21 protein-coding genes and 1 riboswitch are annotated in these 19,537 nt (G+C 54.8%); of the genes, 12 read left to right on the top strand and 9 right to left on the bottom strand.

The genetic code is table 11. The annotated features are described in order from the left end of the window. Positions 1-75: 75 nt before the first annotated feature. The gene (gene recR / locus HGKM_RS02915; RefSeq protein ID WP_019133848.1) at positions 76-693 is read right to left on the bottom strand and encodes a recombination mediator RecR; all 618 of its coding nucleotides are present in this window, start codon (positions 691-693) and stop codon (positions 76-78) included. Then, complete coding sequence (locus HGKM_RS02910) at positions 693-1,028, bottom strand: YbaB/EbfC family nucleoid-associated protein (protein WP_034578912.1); 336 nt, start codon at positions 1,026-1,028, stop codon at positions 693-695. The genes recR and HGKM_RS02910 overlap by 1 nt, the downstream gene beginning before the upstream one ends. 261 nt (positions 1,029-1,289) lie before the next feature. Here HGKM_RS02910 and HGKM_RS02905 point away from each other — a divergent pair, with 261 nt between their 5' ends. The 7 genes from HGKM_RS02905 to HGKM_RS02875 all read left to right on the top strand — a co-directional run bounded on the left by HGKM_RS02905 (position 1,290) and on the right by HGKM_RS02875 (position 6,270). Next, complete coding sequence (locus HGKM_RS02905; protein ID WP_019133845.1) at positions 1,290-1,562, top strand: type II toxin-antitoxin system RelB/DinJ family antitoxin; 273 nt, start codon at positions 1,290-1,292, stop codon at positions 1,560-1,562. Beyond that, positions 1,562-1,840: a type II toxin-antitoxin system YafQ family toxin gene (locus HGKM_RS02900; protein ID WP_019133844.1), complete on the top strand. Its 279-nt coding sequence runs from the start codon at positions 1,562-1,564 to the stop codon at positions 1,838-1,840. Before HGKM_RS02905 ends, HGKM_RS02900 begins: the two co-directional genes overlap by 1 nt. A gap of 135 nt (positions 1,841-1,975) precedes the next feature. Further along, positions 1,976-2,073, top strand: a riboswitch (THF riboswitch). A 109-nt stretch (positions 2,074-2,182) separates the two neighbouring features. Continuing rightward, positions 2,183-2,740, top strand: a complete 558-nt coding sequence (gene folE / locus HGKM_RS02895) for a GTP cyclohydrolase I FolE (RefSeq protein ID WP_034579413.1) — start codon at positions 2,183-2,185, stop codon at positions 2,738-2,740. After that, positions 2,730-3,251 (top strand): HD domain-containing protein, encoded by a 522-nt coding sequence (locus HGKM_RS02890; protein ID WP_019133842.1) that lies wholly within the window; start codon positions 2,730-2,732, stop codon positions 3,249-3,251. Before folE ends, HGKM_RS02890 begins: the two co-directional genes overlap by 11 nt. A 46-nt stretch (positions 3,252-3,297) precedes the next feature. Further along, positions 3,298-4,161, top strand: a complete 864-nt coding sequence (gene folP, locus HGKM_RS02885) for a dihydropteroate synthase (protein WP_019133841.1) — start codon at positions 3,298-3,300, stop codon at positions 4,159-4,161. Beyond that, on the top strand, positions 4,161-4,994 hold the full coding sequence (gene folK, locus HGKM_RS09155) for a 2-amino-4-hydroxy-6-hydroxymethyldihydropteridine diphosphokinase (RefSeq protein WP_019133840.1): 834 nt from the start codon (positions 4,161-4,163) through the stop codon (positions 4,992-4,994). The genes folP and folK overlap by 1 nt, the downstream gene beginning before the upstream one ends. After that, entirely contained in the window at positions 4,984-6,270 is a 1,287-nt protein-coding gene (locus tag HGKM_RS02875) for a bifunctional folylpolyglutamate synthase/dihydrofolate synthase (protein WP_019133839.1), read from the top strand. The genes folK and HGKM_RS02875 overlap by 11 nt, the downstream gene beginning before the upstream one ends. A 17-nt stretch (positions 6,271-6,287) precedes the next feature. On the opposite strand, the gene dnaX is transcribed toward HGKM_RS02875, so the two are convergent. Continuing rightward, positions 6,288-8,123 (bottom strand): DNA polymerase III subunit gamma/tau, encoded by a 1,836-nt coding sequence (gene dnaX, locus HGKM_RS08880; RefSeq protein ID WP_019133838.1) that lies wholly within the window; start codon positions 8,121-8,123, stop codon positions 6,288-6,290. A 246-nt stretch (positions 8,124-8,369) separates the two neighbouring features. Between dnaX and HGKM_RS02865 the strand changes: the two genes are divergently transcribed. Next, the gene (locus tag HGKM_RS02865; RefSeq protein ID WP_081585094.1) at positions 8,370-9,989 is read left to right on the top strand and encodes an ATP-binding cassette domain-containing protein; all 1,620 of its coding nucleotides are present in this window, start codon (positions 8,370-8,372) and stop codon (positions 9,987-9,989) included. A gap of 279 nt (positions 9,990-10,268) precedes the next feature. Here the strand turns inward: HGKM_RS02865 and HGKM_RS02860 are convergent, their stop codons facing one another. Beyond that, complete coding sequence (locus HGKM_RS02860; RefSeq protein ID WP_019133836.1) at positions 10,269-11,510, bottom strand: S1C family serine protease; 1,242 nt, start codon at positions 11,508-11,510, stop codon at positions 10,269-10,271. Between the two features lie 341 nt (positions 11,511-11,851). Here HGKM_RS02860 and HGKM_RS02855 point away from each other — a divergent pair, with 341 nt between their 5' ends. After that, a complete protein-coding gene (locus HGKM_RS02855; protein ID WP_019133835.1) occupies positions 11,852-12,304 on the top strand; it encodes a hypothetical protein in 453 nt (150 codons plus the stop codon). Between the two features lie 100 nt (positions 12,305-12,404). Here the strand turns inward: HGKM_RS02855 and HGKM_RS02850 are convergent, their stop codons facing one another. Genes HGKM_RS02850 through HGKM_RS02840 form a run of 3 tightly spaced genes read right to left on the bottom strand, consistent with a single transcriptional unit; the run spans position 12,405 to position 14,920 of the window. Beyond that, on the bottom strand, positions 12,405-13,427 hold the full coding sequence (locus HGKM_RS02850; RefSeq protein WP_019133834.1) for an asparaginase: 1,023 nt from the start codon (positions 13,425-13,427) through the stop codon (positions 12,405-12,407). Further along, on the bottom strand, positions 13,420-14,355 hold the full coding sequence (gene galU / locus HGKM_RS02845; protein WP_019133833.1) for a UTP--glucose-1-phosphate uridylyltransferase GalU: 936 nt from the start codon (positions 14,353-14,355) through the stop codon (positions 13,420-13,422). The genes HGKM_RS02850 and galU overlap by 8 nt, the downstream gene beginning before the upstream one ends. Then, positions 14,345-14,920 (bottom strand): hypothetical protein, encoded by a 576-nt coding sequence (locus tag HGKM_RS02840; RefSeq protein WP_019133832.1) that lies wholly within the window; start codon positions 14,918-14,920, stop codon positions 14,345-14,347. Before HGKM_RS02840 ends, galU begins: the two co-directional genes overlap by 11 nt. Before the next feature lie 164 nt (positions 14,921-15,084). Here HGKM_RS02840 and HGKM_RS02835 point away from each other — a divergent pair, with 164 nt between their 5' ends. From HGKM_RS02835 to HGKM_RS02825, 3 genes are all read left to right on the top strand, one after another. Further along, positions 15,085-15,942 (top strand): YihY/virulence factor BrkB family protein, encoded by an 858-nt coding sequence (locus HGKM_RS02835; RefSeq protein WP_019133830.1) that lies wholly within the window; start codon positions 15,085-15,087, stop codon positions 15,940-15,942. A gap of 121 nt (positions 15,943-16,063) precedes the next feature. Next, positions 16,064-16,399 (top strand): hypothetical protein, encoded by a 336-nt coding sequence (locus tag HGKM_RS02830; protein ID WP_019133829.1) that lies wholly within the window; start codon positions 16,064-16,066, stop codon positions 16,397-16,399. A gap of 86 nt (positions 16,400-16,485) precedes the next feature. Further along, positions 16,486-17,790: a cation:proton antiporter gene (locus HGKM_RS02825; protein ID WP_019133828.1), complete on the top strand. Its 1,305-nt coding sequence runs from the start codon at positions 16,486-16,488 to the stop codon at positions 17,788-17,790. Here HGKM_RS02825 and HGKM_RS02820 read toward each other — a convergent pair. Continuing rightward, positions 17,787-18,401: a CPBP family intramembrane glutamic endopeptidase gene (locus tag HGKM_RS02820; protein ID WP_019133827.1), complete on the bottom strand. Its 615-nt coding sequence runs from the start codon at positions 18,399-18,401 to the stop codon at positions 17,787-17,789. The two genes, HGKM_RS02825 and HGKM_RS02820, sit on opposite strands and share 4 nt — an antisense overlap. 36 nt (positions 18,402-18,437) lie before the next feature. After that, the gene (locus HGKM_RS02815; protein ID WP_019133826.1) at positions 18,438-19,457 is read right to left on the bottom strand and encodes an MBL fold metallo-hydrolase; all 1,020 of its coding nucleotides are present in this window, start codon (positions 19,455-19,457) and stop codon (positions 18,438-18,440) included. Positions 19,458-19,537: the final 80 nt, after the last annotated feature.

Raw genomic sequence — 19,537 nt, 5'->3', positions numbered from 1 at the left:
CTCACCAGGCCGGAAGGAAATCCTTCCGGTCTTTTTTTTCCAAAAAAGGCAGCCGCCGACGGCTATGCGACTCCCCTAGTCCAGCTCCCGCCGGTCCTCCATGGCTTTGGAGAGAGTGAGCTCATCGTAATACTCCAAGGATCCGCCGACCGGGATTCCGGAGGCGATCCGGGTGACCCGGATGTTTTCCTGCTTGAGGAGGTCGGCCAGGAAGAGCATGGTGGTCTCCCCTTCGACTGTGGGGGAAATGGCCAGAATGACTTCCTTGATGGGCCGGCCCTCATCTTTAGCCTCTCGGATTCGTTTCAGGAGGTCTTCGACCCCGATTTGACCCGGGCCCAGATCATCCATGGGTGAGAGGAGGGCACGGAGGACATGGTAGAGGCCGAAATAGCTTCCCCCCCGCTCAATAGCCAGGAGGTTCTGGACGTCCTCGACGACACAGATCAGGTCCTTCCGACGCTTGGGGGAGGCACAGATGGGGCAGATCTCCCCTTCGGTGATATTTCCGCAAATCCTGCAGGGATGGACCTTATCCTTGACATCCAGGATGGCCCGGGCGAAGGCCTCAAGGACCTGGGGATCCTGGTTGACCAGGTGGAGAGCCAGGCGCTGAGCGGTTTTCTTGCCGATGGTGGGGAGCTTGCGGAACTCCTCCATGAGCCGGTCCAGGGATTCAGGAAAGACTTCCATTATAGACCCGGGATGTTTAAGCCACCGGTGATCCGGCCCATTTCCGATTCGTTGAGATCTTCGACCTGCTTGAGGCAGTCATTGACCGCTACCAGGACCATGTCCTGGACCATCTCCACATCTTCGGGATCCAAAATTTCCGGGTCGATGGTGATGGAAAGGAGCTCCCGCTTTCCGTTCATGGAACAGGTCACTACGCCACCGCCGGCGGAGGCCTCAATGACTGTCTCATTGACCTTCTCCTGGGTCTCTTCCATCTGCTTCTGGATCTGCTGCATCTTCTTCATCACATTGCCCATGTTGGGGCTACCGAAATTTCCACGTCTTCTCGCCATTCCTATCTCCTTATCATTCTATCCATTTGTTGGAGGTCCCTTGCCCGAAATGACAAGGTCTCCTTCTCGACCCCGGCCGGGGCCGTCTGAAAGTCGACATTTTCTTCCTCATTATATATGAAAAGCTGAGGAGAATTCCAACTGAACCTAATTCCAACGTATTGATCATTTTCCATAAGGTTTTATGTCGTTTCTTATCAATATTTTGATTGACATTGTAAACCAATCCGCTCATAATTAGAAATGAAAGGAGATGATTCTATGCCTAAAGTTCCAACACAAATTCGAATTGATGCCAATGTAAAAAAACAGGCTACCGAACTCTTCGGACAACTGGGCCTGGATATGTCCGGCGCTGTCAATATTTTTCTTAAACAGTGCATTATTCGTGGAGGGCTACCTTTTGTCGTAGAAATCCCTCGCTATTCCCAAAAGGTGATGGAGGCCATGGCAGAAGCAGAACGCATATCCCGCGATCCATCTATCCCAGGGTATTCAAATATGGATGATCTACGAAAGGCACTGGAAGAATAATGTTCATTGTTAAATTCACAGCAGCCTACAAAAAAAGTTATAAACTTATGAAGAAACGCGGATTAGACTTAACCCTCCTGGAGGAGGTTGTGGATGACCTGCGGCAGGGTAAAATTCTTGATAAAAAATACCGGGATCATGCATTGAAGGGAAATCGAAAGGGCTTTCGTGAATGTCATATTCAGCCAGATTGGCTTCTCATTTACCTGATTGAAAATGACATTCTAACCCTAACCTTGGTTGACACGGGGACACATTCTGATCTGTTGAAGATATAACAAGAACCGCTCTTTTCTTGAGCGGTTCAAAAACGGGATTGTATCGAATGATTTGCTCTTTCTGAAACAGCCCTGTTTATCTCTTCAATTCTTTTGTGCTTTCCCCCGGGAAGGGTATAATAAACATAAATATCTTGCAAAATGGCAGGATGCGTAGTGTTCTCGGAATCGGGATTTGTTCCGGGAAACGAATGGGCCTGGGGCCTGCGGTATCCTTCCATTATCCCGTTGCTGGAGGAACGGGACCCCTGTCCCGTTTTTTTTATGACTGAACTTGCCTGCGGAAGACCGGGGATGGTCTCCAAAATTCGCCGCATGCTGGCTAAAAAAGGAGCACAAACGATGAACCAAGAGAAAATTCAGTCGGCTGTCCGCCTCTTCCTGGAAGGCATTGGAGAGGATCCCGACCGGGAGGGTCTCCAGGGAACGCCGGACCGGGTGGCCCGGGCCTGCCTAGAAATCTTCGGCGGAAGCGATGAGGCTGCCCAAGAGGCCCTGTCTGTCCAATTTGAAACGGATTCAGATGGCCTGGTATTGGTAAAAGATATTCCTTTCTTTTCCATGTGCGAGCACCACCTCCTCCCCTTCTACGGGAAGGCCCACATCGCCTACCTCCCCCAGGGGAAGGTGGCCGGCCTATCCAAGCTGGCCCGGACCGTGGAGGCCTATGCCCGCCGGCCCCAGATCCAGGAGAAGCTGACCCAACAAATCGCCGGAGCCCTCATGGACCGGCTCCAGGCCAAAGGCGTCCTGGTTGTTTTGGAGGCGGAGCATATGTGCATGACCATGCGGGGGGTGGCCAAGCCCGGGTCCCTGACGGAAACCTACGTCTGCCTGGGGGCCATCGAAGAGGGGAGCCCTCTGATGGACCGGGTTCTGACCATGATCCATGGCCAATAAAATGCGAGAAACCGACCGGTCCATGGACCGGGTCCACCGGATCCTGGACCACCCCCTCTTCCTCGGAGAGCTGGACGCCATCGATGAGGCCGAGCGCGATCGGATCTACTGCGGCCATAACCTGACCCACCTCCTGGATGTGGCCAGGATCGCCTGGATCCTCAACCTGGAGCGGGGCCTAGGCCTGGCCAAGGACCTGGTCTACGGGACTGCCCTCCTCCACGACCTGGGCCGGGCTGCGGAATATAGCCAGGGAATCCCCCACGACCGGGCATCGGTCGAACTCGCCCGGATCATCCTCCCCCAAGTGGGCTATGAGCCGGAGGAAGTCGAAACCATAAAAAGGGCCATCCTGGGCCACCGGGGCCATGAGCCGGGACCGGAGGGAGAAGACCCCCTGGCCGGCCTCCTCTTCGAGGCGGATAAGAAGTCCCGGGCCTGCTTTGCCTGCCCTGCTTGGGAAAGCTGCAAGTGGCCGGAGGAAAAGAAAAACACCACCATTGATTTTTAGCCCCTTGGAAATCATGGGAGCAGAAATAGAAACAAAGGAGACTTTGATGAAGATTGGAAATAGGGAATTTGATTTAGAAAACAAAGCCTATATCATGGGCATCTTGAACGTCACCCCCGACTCTTTTTCCGACGGGGGCAGGTGGAACGATTTGGACCGGGCCATGGCCCACATCGAAGACATGATTGACCAGGGGATGGACATCCTGGACCTGGGCGGGGAATCCACCCGGCCCGGCCACGTCCAGATTTCCGACCAGGAGGAAATCGACCGGGTCCTCCCCGTCATCCGGGCCATCCGGAAGAACTTCGATGTCCCCATCTCCCTGGACAGCTACAAGGGGCCCGTGGTCCGAGAAGCCATCAAGGAAGGCGTGGATCTGGTCAACGACGTTTGGGGGCTCAAGTATGACGATGAGCTTGCCTCGGTCATCGCCGAGTCCGGCCTCCCCTGCTGCCTCATGCACAACCAGCCGGAAATCTCCGAGGACATGACCTACCGGGACTACTACAAAAAGGTCTGGGAGGACCTGGAGGAGACCCTGGCCCTGGCCGAAAAGGCCGGCATCGCCAAGGACAAGATCATCCTGGACCCCGGGATCGGCTTCAAGAAAACCTATGACCAGAACCTGGCCCTGGTCCGCCACTTCGGCTACCTCAAGGGTCTGGGCTACCCCCTCCTCCTGGGCACCTCCCGGAAGGGAGAACTGGGCCGGGCGACCGGCCTCCCCGTTGACCAGCGGGTGGAAGTCACTGCAGCCACTACGGTCATCGGGGTCCTGGAAGGAGCCTCCATCTTCCGTGTCCACGACGTCCGGGAGAACAAGCGAGCCATGGATATGGCCCTGGCCCTATCCGCCTACGATGGGTTGGATAAAAATGACCCATTTTGGGACAAGGTGGGACAATAATGGACCGGATCCACATCGAAAAACTCACCGTCTTTGCCCACCACGGCTACTTTGATGAAGAAGCCCGTCTGGGCCAGAAATTCCAGGTGACCCTGGACCTCTACCAGGACCTCCGACCGGCCGGAACGGACGATGCCATCGGATCCACCACCAACTATGGGGATGTCTGCCAAACCGTGGACCGGTTCATGCGGGAAAACCGCTTCGACCTCATCGAGACCTGCGCTGAGGGCCTGGCCCAAGACGTCCTGGAGGCCTTCCCCGGCATCCGGGCCCTGGACCTGACCATCCACAAGCCCTGGGCTCCCGTCGGCCTCCCGGTGGAGGACCTCTCCGTCACCATCCACCGGGCCCGCCACCGGGTCTTCCTGGGCCTGGGGTCCAACATGGGCGACCGGAAAGCCTACCTGGACGGGGCCGTCCAGGGGCTCAAGGAAGCCGACCAGGTTTCCCTGAGCCAGGTTTCTTCCTATATAGAGACCCCACCCTATGGCCTGGTCGACCAGGACCCCTTCCTCAATGCGGTGGTGGAGATTGAAACCACCCTGGCCCCCTACCCCCTCCTGGACCTCTGCCAATCCCTAGAGAAGGCGGCCGGCCGTGTCCGTAAGGTCCACTGGGGCCCCCGGACCCTGGATGTGGATATCCTCTTCTATGACCGGGAAATCCTGGGTCTGGACCGCTTGGCTGTCCCCCATCCCGACCTGGTCAACCGGGCCTTCGTCCTGGAGCCCATGGTCGAACTGGCCCCCAATTTCATCCACCCGGTCAATAAGCTAACCATGGCCAAGTGCCTGGAAGCCCTGGAAAAGAAGGCGGACCATGAAAACTGACCAAGCCAAGGCCTTCTACAAAAACGCCGAGAGCCGGGGGATCCGGCCGGGCCTGGAACGGATCCGGGACCTAATGAACCGCTTGGGGAATCCCCAGGACCGGACCCCCTACATCCATGTGGCCGGGACCAACGGCAAGGGGTCGGTCGCCCTCATGACCGCCCAAATCCTCTCCCAAGCCGGCTACCGTACCGGCCTCTTCCGGTCCCCTGCCGTCACCACTTTTGAAGACCAAATCCAGGTGGACGGGAGGCCCATTTCCTCCCAGAACCTGACCCGGGAGACCGAAAGAATCCAATCCGCTGCCCTAGAAATGGCGGACCCCCCGACCTCTTTTGAAGCCCTGACCGCCCTGGCCCTCCTCCACTTTGCCGACCAATCCTGCGACCTGGCCGTCATCGAGGTGGGCATGGGGGGACTGGAGGATTCCACCAACATCATCCCGCCCCCCCGTCTGGCCCTCATCACCCGCCTGGGCCTGGACCACCTTGGTGTCCTGGGCAAAAACCTGGCCGAAATCGCCGGCCAGAAAGCCGGGATTATCAAGGAGGGGACCGGGGCAGCCCTGGCTTATCCTTCCGAAGAAGAGGGGCTGGCCGTCGTGGCTGACCAGGCCCGGACCCGGGCTGTCCCCTTCCAAGTCATCGACCCGGGGAGGGTCTCCCTCCGGAAGATGGACCTGGATGGCCAGGTCTTCGACTGGAAGCCCTCCGTCAAGGAAGGATCCATGAGCCTGGAGAGCTTGACCCTCCCCCTTTTGGGCCGCCACCAGCTGACCAATGCCGGCCTGGTCCTGACTGGGATGGAGGCCCTCCGGGCCATGGGCTACGCCATCCCGGATGAGGCTATCCGCCGGGGCCTGTCCACCGCCCGCCTGGCCTGCCGGATGGAGGTCCTCCGCAAGGACCCCCTCTTTCTCCTGGACGGAGGCCACAACCCCCAGGGGGTAGCCTCCCTGGTTGACCTCCTCCGGGACCTTTCCCTTCCCCCCGTCCACTTCCTCATGGGCATGCTCAAGGACAAGGACGTGGACCACGTCATCGACCTGGTCCTCCCCCTGGGCGCCTCCTTCACCTGCATCACCCCGGACCACCCCACCCGGGCCCTGTCCGGAGAGTTGTTGGCCCAAAAAATCCGAAAAAAAGGAGGCCCAGCCCAGGCCTTCTCCACCATGGAAGAGGGCTTGGACCGAGCCTTGACGACCGGGCAGCCGGTCGTGGCCTTCGGGTCCTTCTATACCGCAGGACCCCTTCGGAAGCTTTTCCTCAAAAAATAATTCACTAGAATCCTCATTTATTCAATATGGAGGAGGTCATCAGGAAAGACTGCCTTCATCTTGTCCAAGGGAGTCGACGGCCCCACCGGGTCTGCCGGCTCCTTTTTCTCCTCCGGACGGGGACTGGTCTGGGGAGCCGGCTCCGGCAGAGTGACCGGCTGGGCCTCCTGTGCCCCCTCCATGGCCTCCAGACTGATAGAAAGGCGGTAGTCCGGGCCCAGAATTTCCCGGAAGGCCTGGGCGACGGCCTCCTCATATTCTTTTTTCATGATGGGCCCCAAGGTCTCATGGGTGTAGACCAGGTAGAGGTCCTTATCCAGGGAAACCAGGTCATCGTATTTCTTAAATAGATAGGCCGGGACGGAATTCCGGGCGGAGAAATAATCCAGGAGCTTGTCCTCATGGTCCCGAAGCCAGGCCATGGGGTTTCCTTCGACCGATGAGGGGTCGACCTCCCTTTCAGGGGCTGAGGGAGTAGCTGACTCGGGTCCAGGAGCTGGCTCCGGTTCTGACCCAGGAAGATCCTGGGGGACAGAACTGGTCGGCTCTGGCTCAGGAAGATCCTGGGGATCCGGGCTTGGTGGCTCGGAAGCTTCCTCTTCCTTAGGACTGGGCCCCCCGGCCTTATTCCCGGCCGACAGGGCGGTTAGGTCCATGGCCCGGAGGGCCTTGTCCACCTCCTCCCGGACCAGGGCCCGGGGGGTCTCCCAGCGTTGGATGGTCTCCGCCTTCTCCTCCAAGGCAGCCAGGCGGGAGGCCAGGGACTTCCGGTCCACATAGTTGACCAAGCGGACCAGGCCGGCCTGGAAGACGGCTTCCGAGAAATCCGACCGGCGGAGGACTTCTTCCGTCTCCAAAAGGAGGGAGAAGGAGTCGATGATCCGGTCCATCTCCACCTCCTCCACCAGGTCCTGGAGCTCCCGGACTTGGGCGGGATCTAAGGGGAGCTTATCCTTTTGGTCCATCCCCTTGACCAAGAGGAGGAGGCGGAAGTATTCGACCAGTTCCTTGATAAACGTATGGGGGTCCTTGCCTTGGTCCAAAAGGTCCTGGGAGAGGGAGAGGGTTTGGGAGAGACGGTTTTGGAAGATGGCGGCGACCATCTCGGACATGGACTGGTAACCCACGGTCCCCAGGATGGCCTGGACGGTTTCTTCATCGATGGTCTTCCCTCCACCGGCCAGGACCTGGTCCATGAGGGAGAGGGCATCCCGCATGGCCCCATCGGCGGCGATAGCCATGGCGTGGAGGGCGGAGTCCTCAACCGTCAGGTCCAGTTCCCCGGCAATGTGGCGGATGTTCTTCTCAATGGAGGGGATGTCCAGGCGCTTGAATTCGTAACGCTGGAGGCGGGAAAGGATGGTGTCGGGGACCTGGTCCGGGTCCGTGGTCGCCAGGATGAAGATGAGGTGGTCGGGGGGCTCCTCCATGATTTTCAGGAGGGCGTTGAAGGCCTCCCGGGTGATCATGTGGGCTTCGTCGATGATGTAGACCTTGTACTTGAGCTGGGAAGGCGGGTAGACCACATGCTCCTTGAGCTCCCGGATGTCATCGATCCGGCGGTTGGATGCTGCATCCATCTCTACCACATCCAGGGTGGTTTCCTCCAAGATGGCCTTGCAATTTTCGCATTCGTTGCAGGGGTTCCCGTCCACGGGGTGGAGACAGTTGACCGCCCGGGCAAAGATTTTTGCACAGGAAGTTTTCCCGGTTCCCCGGGTTCCCGCAAAAAGGTAGGCATGGCCCGGCTGTCCGGACCGGATTTGGTTTTTCAGGACGCGCGTGATATGGTCCTGGCCCAGAACCTGGTCGAAAGTCTTGGGCCGGAAAGCGCGGTAAATGGCTTTTTTCATGGTATCCTCCATGGGTCATTTTACCATAGGCTTTTTACAGAAATTATTAATCATTACCTTTTATCTCACTTTCAATTCCCATCATCATATTATAATATGGAGTGACTCGATGCTCCAAGATGAATGTTATCAATGTGATGATTTGCTGGCGTGTATAAATTTGTCTTGCAGAAAAAAAATAGTAATAGACGGAGGAAATGATTATATTTGTGTTTGTAAACAATAGTTATAATCATTAATTAATGAATGAAAATAATATTGCAATATCTAAGTAAATATAAAAAAGAAAGCTTGCTAGTAAGTTTTCTTCAATTATTGGTTTGGGGAATGCAAACAATAACGCAGCTCCTCATGATCAGAACGTTCGAGTATGCTATAAAACTAGATGGAAAAATGTTTTTCATCTATACCTGCATTTCCATTTTATGTTGGGCTTCTTATTTTTATTTAAATTTTATCCTGAGTAAATCACAGGGCAAATTAATTATTAAGCTAAATTCTCATGTGAGAAATAAGATGTTATCAAATTTAATCAACAAAGGATTCTATGAATTTTATTCAACCGACACAGGAAATTACCTTTCAAGCTTAACAACGAATATTAAACAAATTGAAACTTTTGCCTGGGAACCTTTTTTTAATGGAATTGGGCGAATGGGACAAATTATGTGGTCGCTCATTGCTCTAGCATATCTGGATTGGAGCCTAATCAGGCTAGCAGGGATAACATTGGTAATCATGTTCTTTGTTCCTAAATTCTTCCAAAATAAACTTGAACATTTGGGAGAGGCTTTCTCAACCGTCTTAGGAAAATCAACATCTAAATTTAAGGAGATTTTACTGGCTTTCGGCGTGTTCAAATCATTTAATAAAGAAAACCTTTTTATCTCTCTTGGGAATCGTTATGGACAATCAACAGAGCAGATAAATTACGAATTGAATATCACAAAGGATAAGATTTCACTGTTTTTAGCTTTTTTGAATGTACTTATGCAACTATTATCCGACTTATTGATACTATGGCTTGTTCTAAAAGGAAGATTAAGCCTTGCTGTACTTGTCGGGGGAAGCAATCTGATTTCAAGCGTTTCGAATGGATTTAATGAAGTAAATAGAAGTCGACTTTCAATAGCAAGCTGTAAAAGCTATTTTGAAGATGCTGAGAATGTAATTATAAATCAGAAGAAAGAAATTAAGGACTTTGCCATAAGGGAGAGAATAGAGGTTAAAAATCTGACTTTTTCTTACTCTGAAAAAGTGGTTTTTAGGAATTTAAACATTGTATTTTATATAGGAAAAAAACACTTGATATTAGGAAGATCCGGATCCGGAAAATCCACTCTGCTGAAAATATTGTTAGGCTGGTTTGATTATTATGACGGGCAAATCCTTTACGACGGAGTCGATCTGAGAACTATTCCCGGTTCGCATCTAAATAAGGATATTGGCTATATTGATCAGAATTTATTTCTTTTTAATGATTCTATCAAGAATAATATTACACTCTATGATAATTATGATGATAAGAAAATCAGTGGTTCGTTATACGAGAGTTCGTTAAATGAGGATATAGAGCATATGCCGGACGGGATAGATACCATTGTCGGTGAAAATGGAAATAATATTTCTGAAGGACAAAAACAACGAGTTGTTATTGCCAGGGCTTTGATCCATGGAAAATCAATTCTATTTGTTGATGAAGGAACAAGCTCCTTGGACAAAGAAAATTCACTGAGGATTGAGAAAACCTTGCTGAATAATAAAAAACTGACACTGGTATATATAGCCCACTCAATAACGAATGAAAGCCTCAAGAAATTCGATTACATTTATGACCTTGATCGAATGATGGTAATAAATCAATGATTATTCTCATCAAAAAAAATTCTTGTTGAATTGTCAAAAAATGAACTATAAAGACATAAAAGTTAAAAATTTTCAAAAAAAGGCTTGACAAGAGATAAAAACTTTGCGATACTTTACTTAGTTAGTCGGTGCTAACATCCAAGCCCGGCTAACACTAGCCATAAAGCCTACATACATATGGATATTTTTCACTCCTCTAGCTACCATGTGATGTAAGAAAAACCGGACCCCTTGCCAGGGTCCGGTTTTTCATTGCCTATTATTCTCCTGGCCAGCCGATTACTGGCTCTTGGAGGGAACAAAGGATTCAAAGAGGAGATCGATGGTCTGGGGGTCCTTCCCCCGATAGATCTCCAGCTTGGCCTTCTTCCCCACCTCATAGTTCAAGAGGAGAGTCTTGAGGGAGTTCATGGATTCTACGGGCTTGCCGTCAATGGAGGTAATGATGTCTCCGGGACGGAGTCCGGCCTTTCCGGCGGGAGACCCGGCGATGACTTCATGGATGAGGACGCCCTTATCCACAGGGAGCTTGCCGGCCCCCATCTGCTTGGCGATCTCCACATTGAGGCCGGTGATGCCCAGGTAGAGGGGCTCATAGGACCCTTCCTTGACGATCTTATCCACGATGGTCCGGATGGTGGAGATGGGGATGGCGAAGCCGATTCCGTCGGCGGCCATGGGCTTGGCGGTGTTGAGGCCGATGAGCTCTCCCTTGGCATTCAGGAGGGCACCCCCGGAGTTGCCGGCGTTGATGGCCGCATCCGTCTGAATCAGACCGTCCATGGTGTTCCCCCCTTGGAGGGTGATGGACCGGTTGAGTCCGGAGATATAGCCCGAGGTCAGGGTAGACTGGAGGTCTAATCCCAAGGGGTTGCCGATGGCGATGGCCTTATCCCCCACGCTGACCTCATCCGACTTCCCGAAGCTGATGGGCTGGAGGCCTTCTTTTTCCACCTTGATGACCGCCAAGTCCAAGGTGGGATCGTTCCAAAGGATCTTAGCCGGAGCCTCTTCGCCATTGGAGAAGAGAACGCTGACCTTCTCGGCATTGCCGTTATCCACCACATGGGAGTTGGTCACGATGTAGCCGTCCTTAGAAACGATGACGCCTGACCCCACGGATTCCGTGTACTTGGGATAGCCGTAGAAGAAGGGGTTCTGGCTGGCCCCCTGGCTCAGGGTGGTGATGCCCACGATGGAGGGGGTGGCCTTCTTGGCCACGACATTTTCCACGGTGGAATCCTGGTTGAGCTTGATATTGACTTCCTGGTGACCCTCTTCCTTGGCGCCATCCGTCGCCATATAGGGCAGGCTGACAGCGCCCGTACTCAGGAGGGCGGTGGAGACCCCTCCGCCCAAAAGGGCACCCACTAAGACCAGAAGCAGAGCCCGGAACCAATTGCTTTTGGGCCGGTAATTTCTCTGCATTTCCTCCCGGATGAGCTTCCGGGCTTCCCGCTCATCGAAAGACCGGGGATGGTCCTGGTTGATGTGATCCCCGTTTGTTGTATAATCTTCCATATTTTTCCCTTCTACCCCGGTAAGGGGACAAAAGTATGCCTTATTCATGGTTGAATCGGACCCGGGCCCGAAAAGGCCCGGCCTTGAATCCTCCTTATCATAGGGGGAAATTCTGGAGGAAATATGTTACAAGATTTCAATGTCTATACTAATCATTGGGAAAGAATAGAAAAGAAAGTAAAATGAATGCTTTATAAACTTTTCTTTTCAAAAGATCAATATCCCTTGGAGGCTACTTAATCACTGTGATATTCTTTAGATAAGAAAATATTGTTTTTCGTTCGCTTATCTGATAGAAGTGTACTGACCTCTTATTGTAATCGCTTTAAAGGGGGCTAAACATGAGAAAGAAATATAAAATCATTCTAACCATTTTAGTCGCTTCGATCATCATTTCAATCACCCTTTCTATGACATCACAGAGCGACCCTCCTTTGAGCCACCCTCCTTTAAAGATCTATGGCTTTAAAGATATCCCTAATCTGGATGTCCATAATTCATGTTCCGGTACGGGTGTTGTCTTTGAGTCTATTGATCGTGACAACATAAGCATTGTCCAAAAGCTTGACGAGGGTTGGATGTTGTTATATTTGGAATCCAAGGAAGGATTTCAAGGACTTGGTAAAGTAAGGGAGGGAAATGTCGTTTATTTCAGGGCGGAGGGACCTGACCAAGAATCCTATCCTGGAAGGGTGTTGAATGTTTATCAATTAGATGTTTTGGGAGATGTTGAACAGGATATGTTCAAAGAAATTAAGAAGTATATCATTAATCAGATGGTTGAACAGGAGTAATATTAGAAAAAAATCAACAAAACCGGGATGGCCGGACTGACCCCCTAAAGTTGGATATTTTGGTCCAGCTTTAGGGGGTCAGTTCACATCATCCCATTTTTTATTCCATGTCCTGACCCGGCCAGAGTCGGTCGTGGTTAATTTCTTCTTCAAAGAGGCATCGGACCTCCTTGGGGTCCTGGGTCTTAGCCAGGATCCACATGAGCTTGCAGGCGGTGGCCGGGAGGGTCATGTCGTAGGCTTCCATGAGCCCCCAGGTTTCCTTGGCCACCTTCCCCACTTCGTAGACGGTCATGTTGGACCCCTCCAAGGGAACTTGGGTGGTCATGACCACGACCTTACCCTGACGGATGATCTCCGCTACAGCCTGGCGGAAGTCCCCGGTCTCATAGGAGGGCAGGCCGCCCACGCCGAAGGATTCGATGATGACCGCCTGGTAGTCCTGGGCCAGGCGGACCAGGCTTCGGGCCTTCATGGAGGGGAGGAGCTTAAGGACTCCCACCTCCTCCAGGAAACCATGGTGGAAGACGACCTCCTTGTCCACCCGGTCCTTGTCATCGATATAGAAAAGGATGTGAGGCTTTTGGATGGAGGCGATGAAGGGGAAGTTGATGGAGGCAAAGGCATCGTAGGACTTGGTCCGCTCCTTCTGGGCCCGGGTCCCGCAGATGACCTTACCGTCAAAGACTAAATTAACGTTGTGGGCCTTGGGATGGGCAGCAAAGAGGAGGCTGTCGTAGAGGTTGGTCCGGGCATCCGTGGAGTCCAGGTTGATGGGCTGCTGGGACCCCGTCAGGACAATGGGTTTTGGCGAATTTTGAACCAGGTAGGAGAGGGCCGCCGCCGTATAGGCCATGGTGTCGGTCCCGTGGCAGATGACGAAACCATCGTAGTCCTCATATTTCTCCTCCAGGCAGGCGGCAATCTTCAGCCAATGCCTGGTTTCGATATTGGTGGAATCCAGGTTGATGAGCTGGAGGGGGGTGACTTCCGCAAAATCCCTGACCTTGGGCACATAGGAAAGGAGGTCCTGGGCCGGAATCTGGGGGGTCAGGCCTTCCTCGGTCTGGACCGAAGCAATGGTCCCCCCGGTGGCGATGAGGAGGAGGCGTTTTTTAGTCATCCGACCCCCTCTTTCCGGCAAGACCGGCGGGATCCGAGAACTTGTTCCGGAGGTAGGCCTCGAAGGGACCGGCCAGCTTGTCATCCCGGAGGGCGTATTCGATGGTGGCTTCCAGGAAGCCCTGCTTGTCCCCGATGTCATAGCGCCGTCCGGCGAAGTCATACCCATAGGCCGGCCCATCCTGGGCCAGGGCACAGATGGCATCCGTCAGCTGGATCTCCCCGCCCACACCCGGTGGGGTCTTCTCCAGGTAGTCGAAGATCTCCGCCTCCAGGACATAGCGACCCAGGACAGCCATATCCGAGGGAGCTTCCTCAGGAGCCGGCTTTTCCACCACCCGGTCCATGGTCCAGAGCCGGCCTTCCATCCCGGTCCCCTCCACCAGGTCTCCCCGGACCAGTCTTCCTTCCAGGGACCCGTACTTGGAGATTTCCTCATGGGCCACTCGCTGGCAGCCCACAACGGTATGGCCCGTCTTCTCAAAGGCCCGGATGAGCTGGCCAATGCAGGGGGCCTGGGGGTTGTAGACGACATCATCCCCGAGGAGGACAGCGAAAGGCTCTTTGCCGACAAAAGCCTTGGCGCAAAGGACCGCATGGCCCAATCCCTTGGTCTCATTCTGCCGGACATAGAAGATGTTGGCCAGCTTGTTGATGGCCCGGACCTCATCCAAGGCCTCCCGCTTCCCCTTCTCTTCCAGGGCCATCTCCAGCTCCACATTGTGGTCGAAGTGGTTTTCGATGGCCGTCTTCCCCCGGTTGGTCACGAAGAGGATCTCCTCAATCCCTGCTGCCGAAGCCTCCTCCACGATGAGCTGGAGGGCCGGCCGGTCGACGATGGGGAGCATCTCCTTGGGCGTAGCTTTAGTGAAGGGGAGGAATCTCGTCCCCAAACCCGCCACCGGAATCACTGCTTTTCTAACCCTCATAGCGTCCTCTTCTTTCTCTTCCCTCCCGATAGGGGCGGGTGAAGTCCATGGCCTTATTGACCAGGCGGTCCATCTTCTCCTCCAATTCCCTGGTCTCGCTCTCCCGGATCAGGGCCTTGGAATGGAGCCGCATCCTCCGGCGGAGGACTCGGATTTCCGCCCTCTTCTCCATGAGTCGGTTGGCCTGCTTGACCAGCTGGAACTTGGTCACCAGGCGGGAAAATCGGGCCCTCGGAAGAACCAGGTCCTCCCTTTTCAAAGGCTGAATCTCCGCCACCAGGTCCCGGAAGTCAGGATGACACCCAAGCTCCCTGAGAAAGTCCTCCACCGCATGGTCCGCCTGAGCCATGACCTGGACCCCCTTCCGGGAACGCCCAACATCCGAAATCCGCCCGATGTTGCCCGGATTCAAATAGTTGGCCTGGACCCGGTCCGCCTCCCTCAAGAGCTCATCAGCCGACATCCGGAGGTAGTTTTCCAGGAGGTCGGCCTCTGCAATTCGGTCCTCCAGCCAGGCCCCGGGATGATCTATCCCCTCCATCATGCGCTTATATCGATTATCCATGCTTCCTCCTTCCTTTCTCGTTGAAATGCGTTCAGTTATCTCTATTATACCCCACCCTGAATCAACCCGGCATATCTGGTACAATCAGGGGGATAAGAAAGCACCGCTTTTTCCTGCGCCCCACCCCCGGCGCCCCACTCCCAGTCATAAGAAAAGGTAGACATATGATCAAGACGCTGACTGACCGGTCCTTCTATATAGACCTTTTTCAAACCATACGCCGGTCCGGGCTTTCCGTCCGGGCCAGTTCCTTGGCCTATTCCCTCCTCATGGCCTCCATTCCCCTCCTCCTCATCTTCCTCCAACTGGCTTCTCTTTTTCTCAACAACCCCCAGCTGGCCCTGGATGGGGTCTGGAATATCCTGCCCACCCAGGTAGCCCATATCTTCCAGGAGGTCATCCGAGTCCTGGCCGAATCCACCTCTACCACCAGCCTGAGCTTGGGGATCTTTTCCGCCCTCTGGCTGGGGTCCAATGGGATCAACAAGCTCATCCTCTCCGTCAACCGGTCCCTGGGTTTTGACCTCCGGTCCAACGGGCCCGTCCGCCGGATATTGGCCATCATCTATACAGTCCTCTTCATCTTCTCCCTGATCATCCTCCTCTTATTCCTGGTCTACGCCCGGAACATCGGGGGCATCTTGGAATCCCTGGCCAAGACCTTCATGGTGGAAGAGGCCCTGACCCCCTTCATCCGGGTCTTCGAATCCCTCTTGGCCCGCCTCCTCCCCCCGGCCGGTTTTATCCTCATCCTCATCCTCTTCTATAAAACCGCCCCCTTGGCCTCCACGGGGACCATCCAATGGCGGGAAGCGGCCCTGGGTGGCATCTTCACCGGCCTGGCCATCCTCATCGTCACCGTGGTCTATGCCTTCATCATGGACAACATCTCCTCCCTCCCCATCTACTACGGCTCCCTGGCCGGAATCCTGGGCCTCATGGTCTGGCTCCTCTACATCTCCTTCATCCTGGTGGGCGGGGCGGATGTCATCGCCAGCTACCGGAAGACCCGGAAAAACTAGCCGACTCATTTATTTCTTTTTTGTCATATTTTCTGGTTTTTTAGGGAATTCTCCCGTTCTATTCGTTAACAAGCTGAGGGAATAGGAGTAGAATGATTAAGTTCGTTGAAAGGGGAAAAAGATGGAATTATTAGTTATTATCCTGAACCATGAAGATCATTTTTATGCCCTGATTCCCTTACTCCAAGAGAGGGGGATCCACGGCGGAACCATCCTGGATTCTGAAGGCCTGGCCTCCACCCTCCTTCAAGAGACAGATTCCTCCCGCTTTAAATCCCTCCGGGCCATGCTCAACCAAGGCCGACCCTATAACAAAACCATCCTCCTGGTATTAAAAGAAGAGATGGTGGAAGTGGCCAAGGAATGCGTCCGTGAGGTCGTTGGGGATATCAGCCATGAGAATACGGGGATCCTATTCACCCTTCCCGTTTCCTCCTTCGAGGGGCTGACCAAATAACCGAGGAGCCCGGGCCGAGACCTTTTATTCGTTCACGATTCATTTACCATTATTCGACATTGTTATAGAAAGAAGGCATTGTTTCGATGCAAACTTTATTTTATGTCGCCCTCCTCTGGCTGTGCGGCCTGTTTTTTGCGCGATTTTTAGGCATCATGAAGTTTCCGGATGTGACCGGCTACCTGGTGGCCGGTCTCCTGATCGGCCCCTCCGTCCTGGGCCTCATGCCCAAAGAAGCCGTCCAGAACCTCTCCATCATTAACGATATCGCCCTGGCCTTCATCGCCTTTTCCATCGGCTTGGAGATGGACCTAGGCAAACTCAAGAGCCTGGGTTCCAAGATCATAATCGTCACCATCATCCAGGCCCTGGGCGCCTTCCTCCTGGTCACCCTGGGCGCCTACTTCATCTTCCATACCGGCCTGGGCTTTGCCCTCCTCCTGGGGTCCATCTCCTGCGCCACGGCCCCCGCCGCCACCCTCATGGTCATCCGCCAGTACAAGGCCCAGGGCGACCTGGTCGATGTCCTCATCCCTGTCGTTGCCCTGGATGATGCCGTCTGCATCATCGCCTTCGGAATCTCCTCCTCCATGGCGGCCGCCCTCCTCTCCGGCCAAGCCCTCAGCCCATTAACTATGTTCGTCTTCCCCGTCGGCCAGATCCTCCTGGCCATCCTGATCGGCATCGCCATGGGCCTGGTCTACTCCCGGCTGGAACGGATGGCACGGAACAAGGGAGAGGTCCTGACCCTGACTGTGGCCCTGGTCTTCGCGGGATCCGCCCTGGCCCTCTACCTCAACCTGTCCAGCCTCCTCCTTCTCATGACCTGCGGCCTCTTCGTGGCCAACTTCACCCGGGCCAAACGCCGCCCTGCCAACGTCATTGACCAGGTCACCGCCCCCATTTTCCTCCTCTTCTTCGTCCTCTCGGGCGCTGACCTGGACCTCTCTGCCCTGCCTGCGGTCGGCCTCCTGGGCGTTTTCTACATCGTCGCCCGGGCCATCGGGAAATACCTGGGCGCCGCCCTCTCCAGCAAAGCCACCGGCTTCCCGCCCAGTGTCTATGAGAACCTGGGCCTGACCCTCCTTCCCCAAGCCGGCGTAGCCATCGGCCTCTCCGCCCTGGCCCAAGGCCTCTATGCCAACGTGGCCCCTGTCGCCGGCGCCTCCATTTTCCTCAGCCCCCAAGCCGGGGGCCTGATCCGGACCATCGTCCTGGGCGCCACCATCGTCTATGAGCTCATCGGCCCCATCCTGGCCAAGCTGGCCCTCGACCGGGCCGGGACCATCCCCCATCCGGATAAGCCTGCCTCTAAACCCAAGGTCCAGGAAATCGCCGACAATGAGGGAGAAAAAAGAAAGCCTTCCCTGGAGGGGAAGGCGGGCTGCTAAAGAATACCGCTCATCATCCCCAGGCCGACGAGAAAGCCGGCCAGGGACCGGATGAACCAAGACAAAAGGAGGGATCCCCCTCCTTTTTTTTCGTTGACCCAGCCCAGGCCAAAGGCCAGGACCCCATACAAGGCGGAGAGGAAGAGGGCCTTCCAGAAGGTCATGGCCCCGAAAAAGAGGACGGCGGAGAAGAGGCCGAAGAGCATGGCCTGGCTGACATTGGCCACATCGAACTCATCCTTGTCGATGAAGCGCTTCAAGAGAAAGCCTCGGAAGAAAATCTCCTCGGAAAGGCCGGTGGTCACCAGGGCATAGGCCAGGAGGACCGCCAGGCCTCCCGGGCCCAGACCCCTGAGATTAGGCCAACCCGGAAGTTGTCCCCCCGCGAGGGACAGGGTCAGGACCATGACCAGGCTATAGGCCAGGATTCCCAGGGCAAGGAACTTGCCTACTCCCTTAAGCCGGACCTTCTTCAAGCCGACCCAGTCGAAAAACGGCCTTGTCCCCTCCTTTCTTTCGGTGAAAAACCACCAAAGAAAAGGGATGAGAGTAAAAAGGGCCAGCTGGGTGATGGCCTGGACCAGGATTTTCTGGAAAAGTTCAACGTCCATAGATAATCTCCTTTATCTGAAAATGAGCCAAATGATTCAAAGCCGGGCCAAGGCTTCCTCAGGAAGCTGGCTGATGGTCGCCCGGTAGAGAAAGACGCCTCCCTCCCCTTCTTCCTTGGTGACCAAGCCCATGGCCTCCAGGCGGTCCAGGTGGGCATGAGCCTCGCCGGCAGCAAACCACTTCTGGGAGGAAGGAAAGTCCGCCCAGGACTTGGACCGGATGTCCCAGTGCATGGCCTGGACTACGTCCCGGCAGCTGAGGGGGCCTTCTTTAATCACCGCAGCCAGGGCCTCCTTCAGGCGGGTGTCATGGTGGTGGAAGAGGGTCCGGATCCTTCTCCGATGGTCCTTGACCAGCTGTCGGTGGCTGGAAAGGAGGAGATCGATGTCCATATCATAGACCCGGCGGAGGGAGTCAAAGTAGACCCCCAGGGGGTCCGGAAAGCCCGGCCCCCAGCTGGCGATATTGGGGGTAATTTTGCCCAAAATATGATCCCCGCAAAAGAGGATCTTGTGGTCGCGGTCATACAATCCCATTTGGCCGGGCGTATGGCCCGGAAGGGCCACCACTTCAAAGCGGTAGTCCCCCACAGGGATGACCTCCCCCGGCTCCACGGGTGTGAAAGGAAACCCCCGCTCAGGCCGGTAGGCATAGCCCGGGTGGTCCTCCAGGGTCAGCCGGTCCTGGGCCAGTCCCTCTCGAACCGCCTCATCGACCACCTCCTTCCACACAGGCCCCTGGGGATCAACCGACCGGTTGACATAGTCCCCATCCGCCTTCCCCATGAGGACCTCCGTCCCACGGTCAGCAAAGAGGGCCGCCAGACCCGTATGGTCCGAATGGAGGTGGGTCAGGAAAAGCCGATGGCGGCTTAGATCGATAGCCTTATCTCGGAGTATCTCCTCCATGCGGTCCCGGCAGATGGGCCGGTTGAAGGCCGTATCCACCGTCAAACTCTCTCCCTTGGAGAGGACCAGGTAGTTGTTAATGGCTTTTAAAGGATTATCGGGCAAAGGGATCTCCTCAAGAAAAATCCCCTCATGAACCTGAATCATGCGACCTCCTTCTCTCTTTCTTTTCATCCCCCTTATTTTAACACAGCCTGGGGCCGCCCTGGGTGTCGGCCAGATCGGGC

The sequence above is a fragment of the Kallipyga massiliensis ph2 genome, assembly GCF_000311985.1.
Lineage (GTDB): Bacteria > Bacillota > Clostridia > Tissierellales > Peptoniphilaceae > Kallipyga > Kallipyga massiliensis.
This window is presented reverse-complemented; position numbering and strand designations above follow the sequence as displayed.

Excerpts from the sequence above, each read along its gene's own strand:
- recR (WP_019133848.1), bottom strand. The coding sequence starts at position 693 with ATGGAAGTCTTTCCTGAATCCCTGGACCGGCTCATGGAGGAGTTCCGC.
- HGKM_RS02910 (WP_034578912.1), bottom strand. The coding sequence starts at position 1,028 with ATGGCGAGAAGACGTGGAAATTTCGGTAGCCCCAACATGGGCAATGTG.
- HGKM_RS02905 (WP_019133845.1), top strand. The coding sequence starts at position 1,290 with ATGCCTAAAGTTCCAACACAAATTCGAATTGATGCCAATGTAAAAAAA.
- HGKM_RS02900 (WP_019133844.1), top strand. The coding sequence starts at position 1,562 with ATGTTCATTGTTAAATTCACAGCAGCCTACAAAAAAAGTTATAAACTT.
- folE (WP_034579413.1), top strand. The coding sequence starts at position 2,183 with ATGAACCAAGAGAAAATTCAGTCGGCTGTCCGCCTCTTCCTGGAAGGC.
- HGKM_RS02890 (WP_019133842.1), top strand. The coding sequence starts at position 2,730 with ATGGCCAATAAAATGCGAGAAACCGACCGGTCCATGGACCGGGTCCAC.
- folP (WP_019133841.1), top strand. The coding sequence starts at position 3,298 with ATGAAGATTGGAAATAGGGAATTTGATTTAGAAAACAAAGCCTATATC.
- folK (WP_019133840.1), top strand. The coding sequence starts at position 4,161 with ATGGACCGGATCCACATCGAAAAACTCACCGTCTTTGCCCACCACGGC.
- HGKM_RS02875 (WP_019133839.1), top strand. The coding sequence starts at position 4,984 with ATGAAAACTGACCAAGCCAAGGCCTTCTACAAAAACGCCGAGAGCCGG.
- dnaX (WP_019133838.1), bottom strand. The coding sequence starts at position 8,123 with ATGAAAAAAGCCATTTACCGCGCTTTCCGGCCCAAGACTTTCGACCAG.
- HGKM_RS02865 (WP_081585094.1), top strand. The coding sequence starts at position 8,370 with ATGAAAATAATATTGCAATATCTAAGTAAATATAAAAAAGAAAGCTTG.
- HGKM_RS02860 (WP_019133836.1), bottom strand. The coding sequence starts at position 11,510 with ATGGAAGATTATACAACAAACGGGGATCACATCAACCAGGACCATCCC.
- HGKM_RS02855 (WP_019133835.1), top strand. The coding sequence starts at position 11,852 with ATGAGAAAGAAATATAAAATCATTCTAACCATTTTAGTCGCTTCGATC.
- HGKM_RS02850 (WP_019133834.1), bottom strand. The coding sequence starts at position 13,427 with ATGACTAAAAAACGCCTCCTCCTCATCGCCACCGGGGGGACCATTGCT.
- galU (WP_019133833.1), bottom strand. The coding sequence starts at position 14,355 with ATGAGGGTTAGAAAAGCAGTGATTCCGGTGGCGGGTTTGGGGACGAGA.
- HGKM_RS02840 (WP_019133832.1), bottom strand. The coding sequence starts at position 14,920 with ATGGATAATCGATATAAGCGCATGATGGAGGGGATAGATCATCCCGGG.
- HGKM_RS02835 (WP_019133830.1), top strand. The coding sequence starts at position 15,085 with ATGATCAAGACGCTGACTGACCGGTCCTTCTATATAGACCTTTTTCAA.
- HGKM_RS02830 (WP_019133829.1), top strand. The coding sequence starts at position 16,064 with ATGGAATTATTAGTTATTATCCTGAACCATGAAGATCATTTTTATGCC.
- HGKM_RS02825 (WP_019133828.1), top strand. The coding sequence starts at position 16,486 with ATGCAAACTTTATTTTATGTCGCCCTCCTCTGGCTGTGCGGCCTGTTT.
- HGKM_RS02820 (WP_019133827.1), bottom strand. The coding sequence starts at position 18,401 with ATGGACGTTGAACTTTTCCAGAAAATCCTGGTCCAGGCCATCACCCAG.
- HGKM_RS02815 (WP_019133826.1), bottom strand. The coding sequence starts at position 19,457 with ATGATTCAGGTTCATGAGGGGATTTTTCTTGAGGAGATCCCTTTGCCC.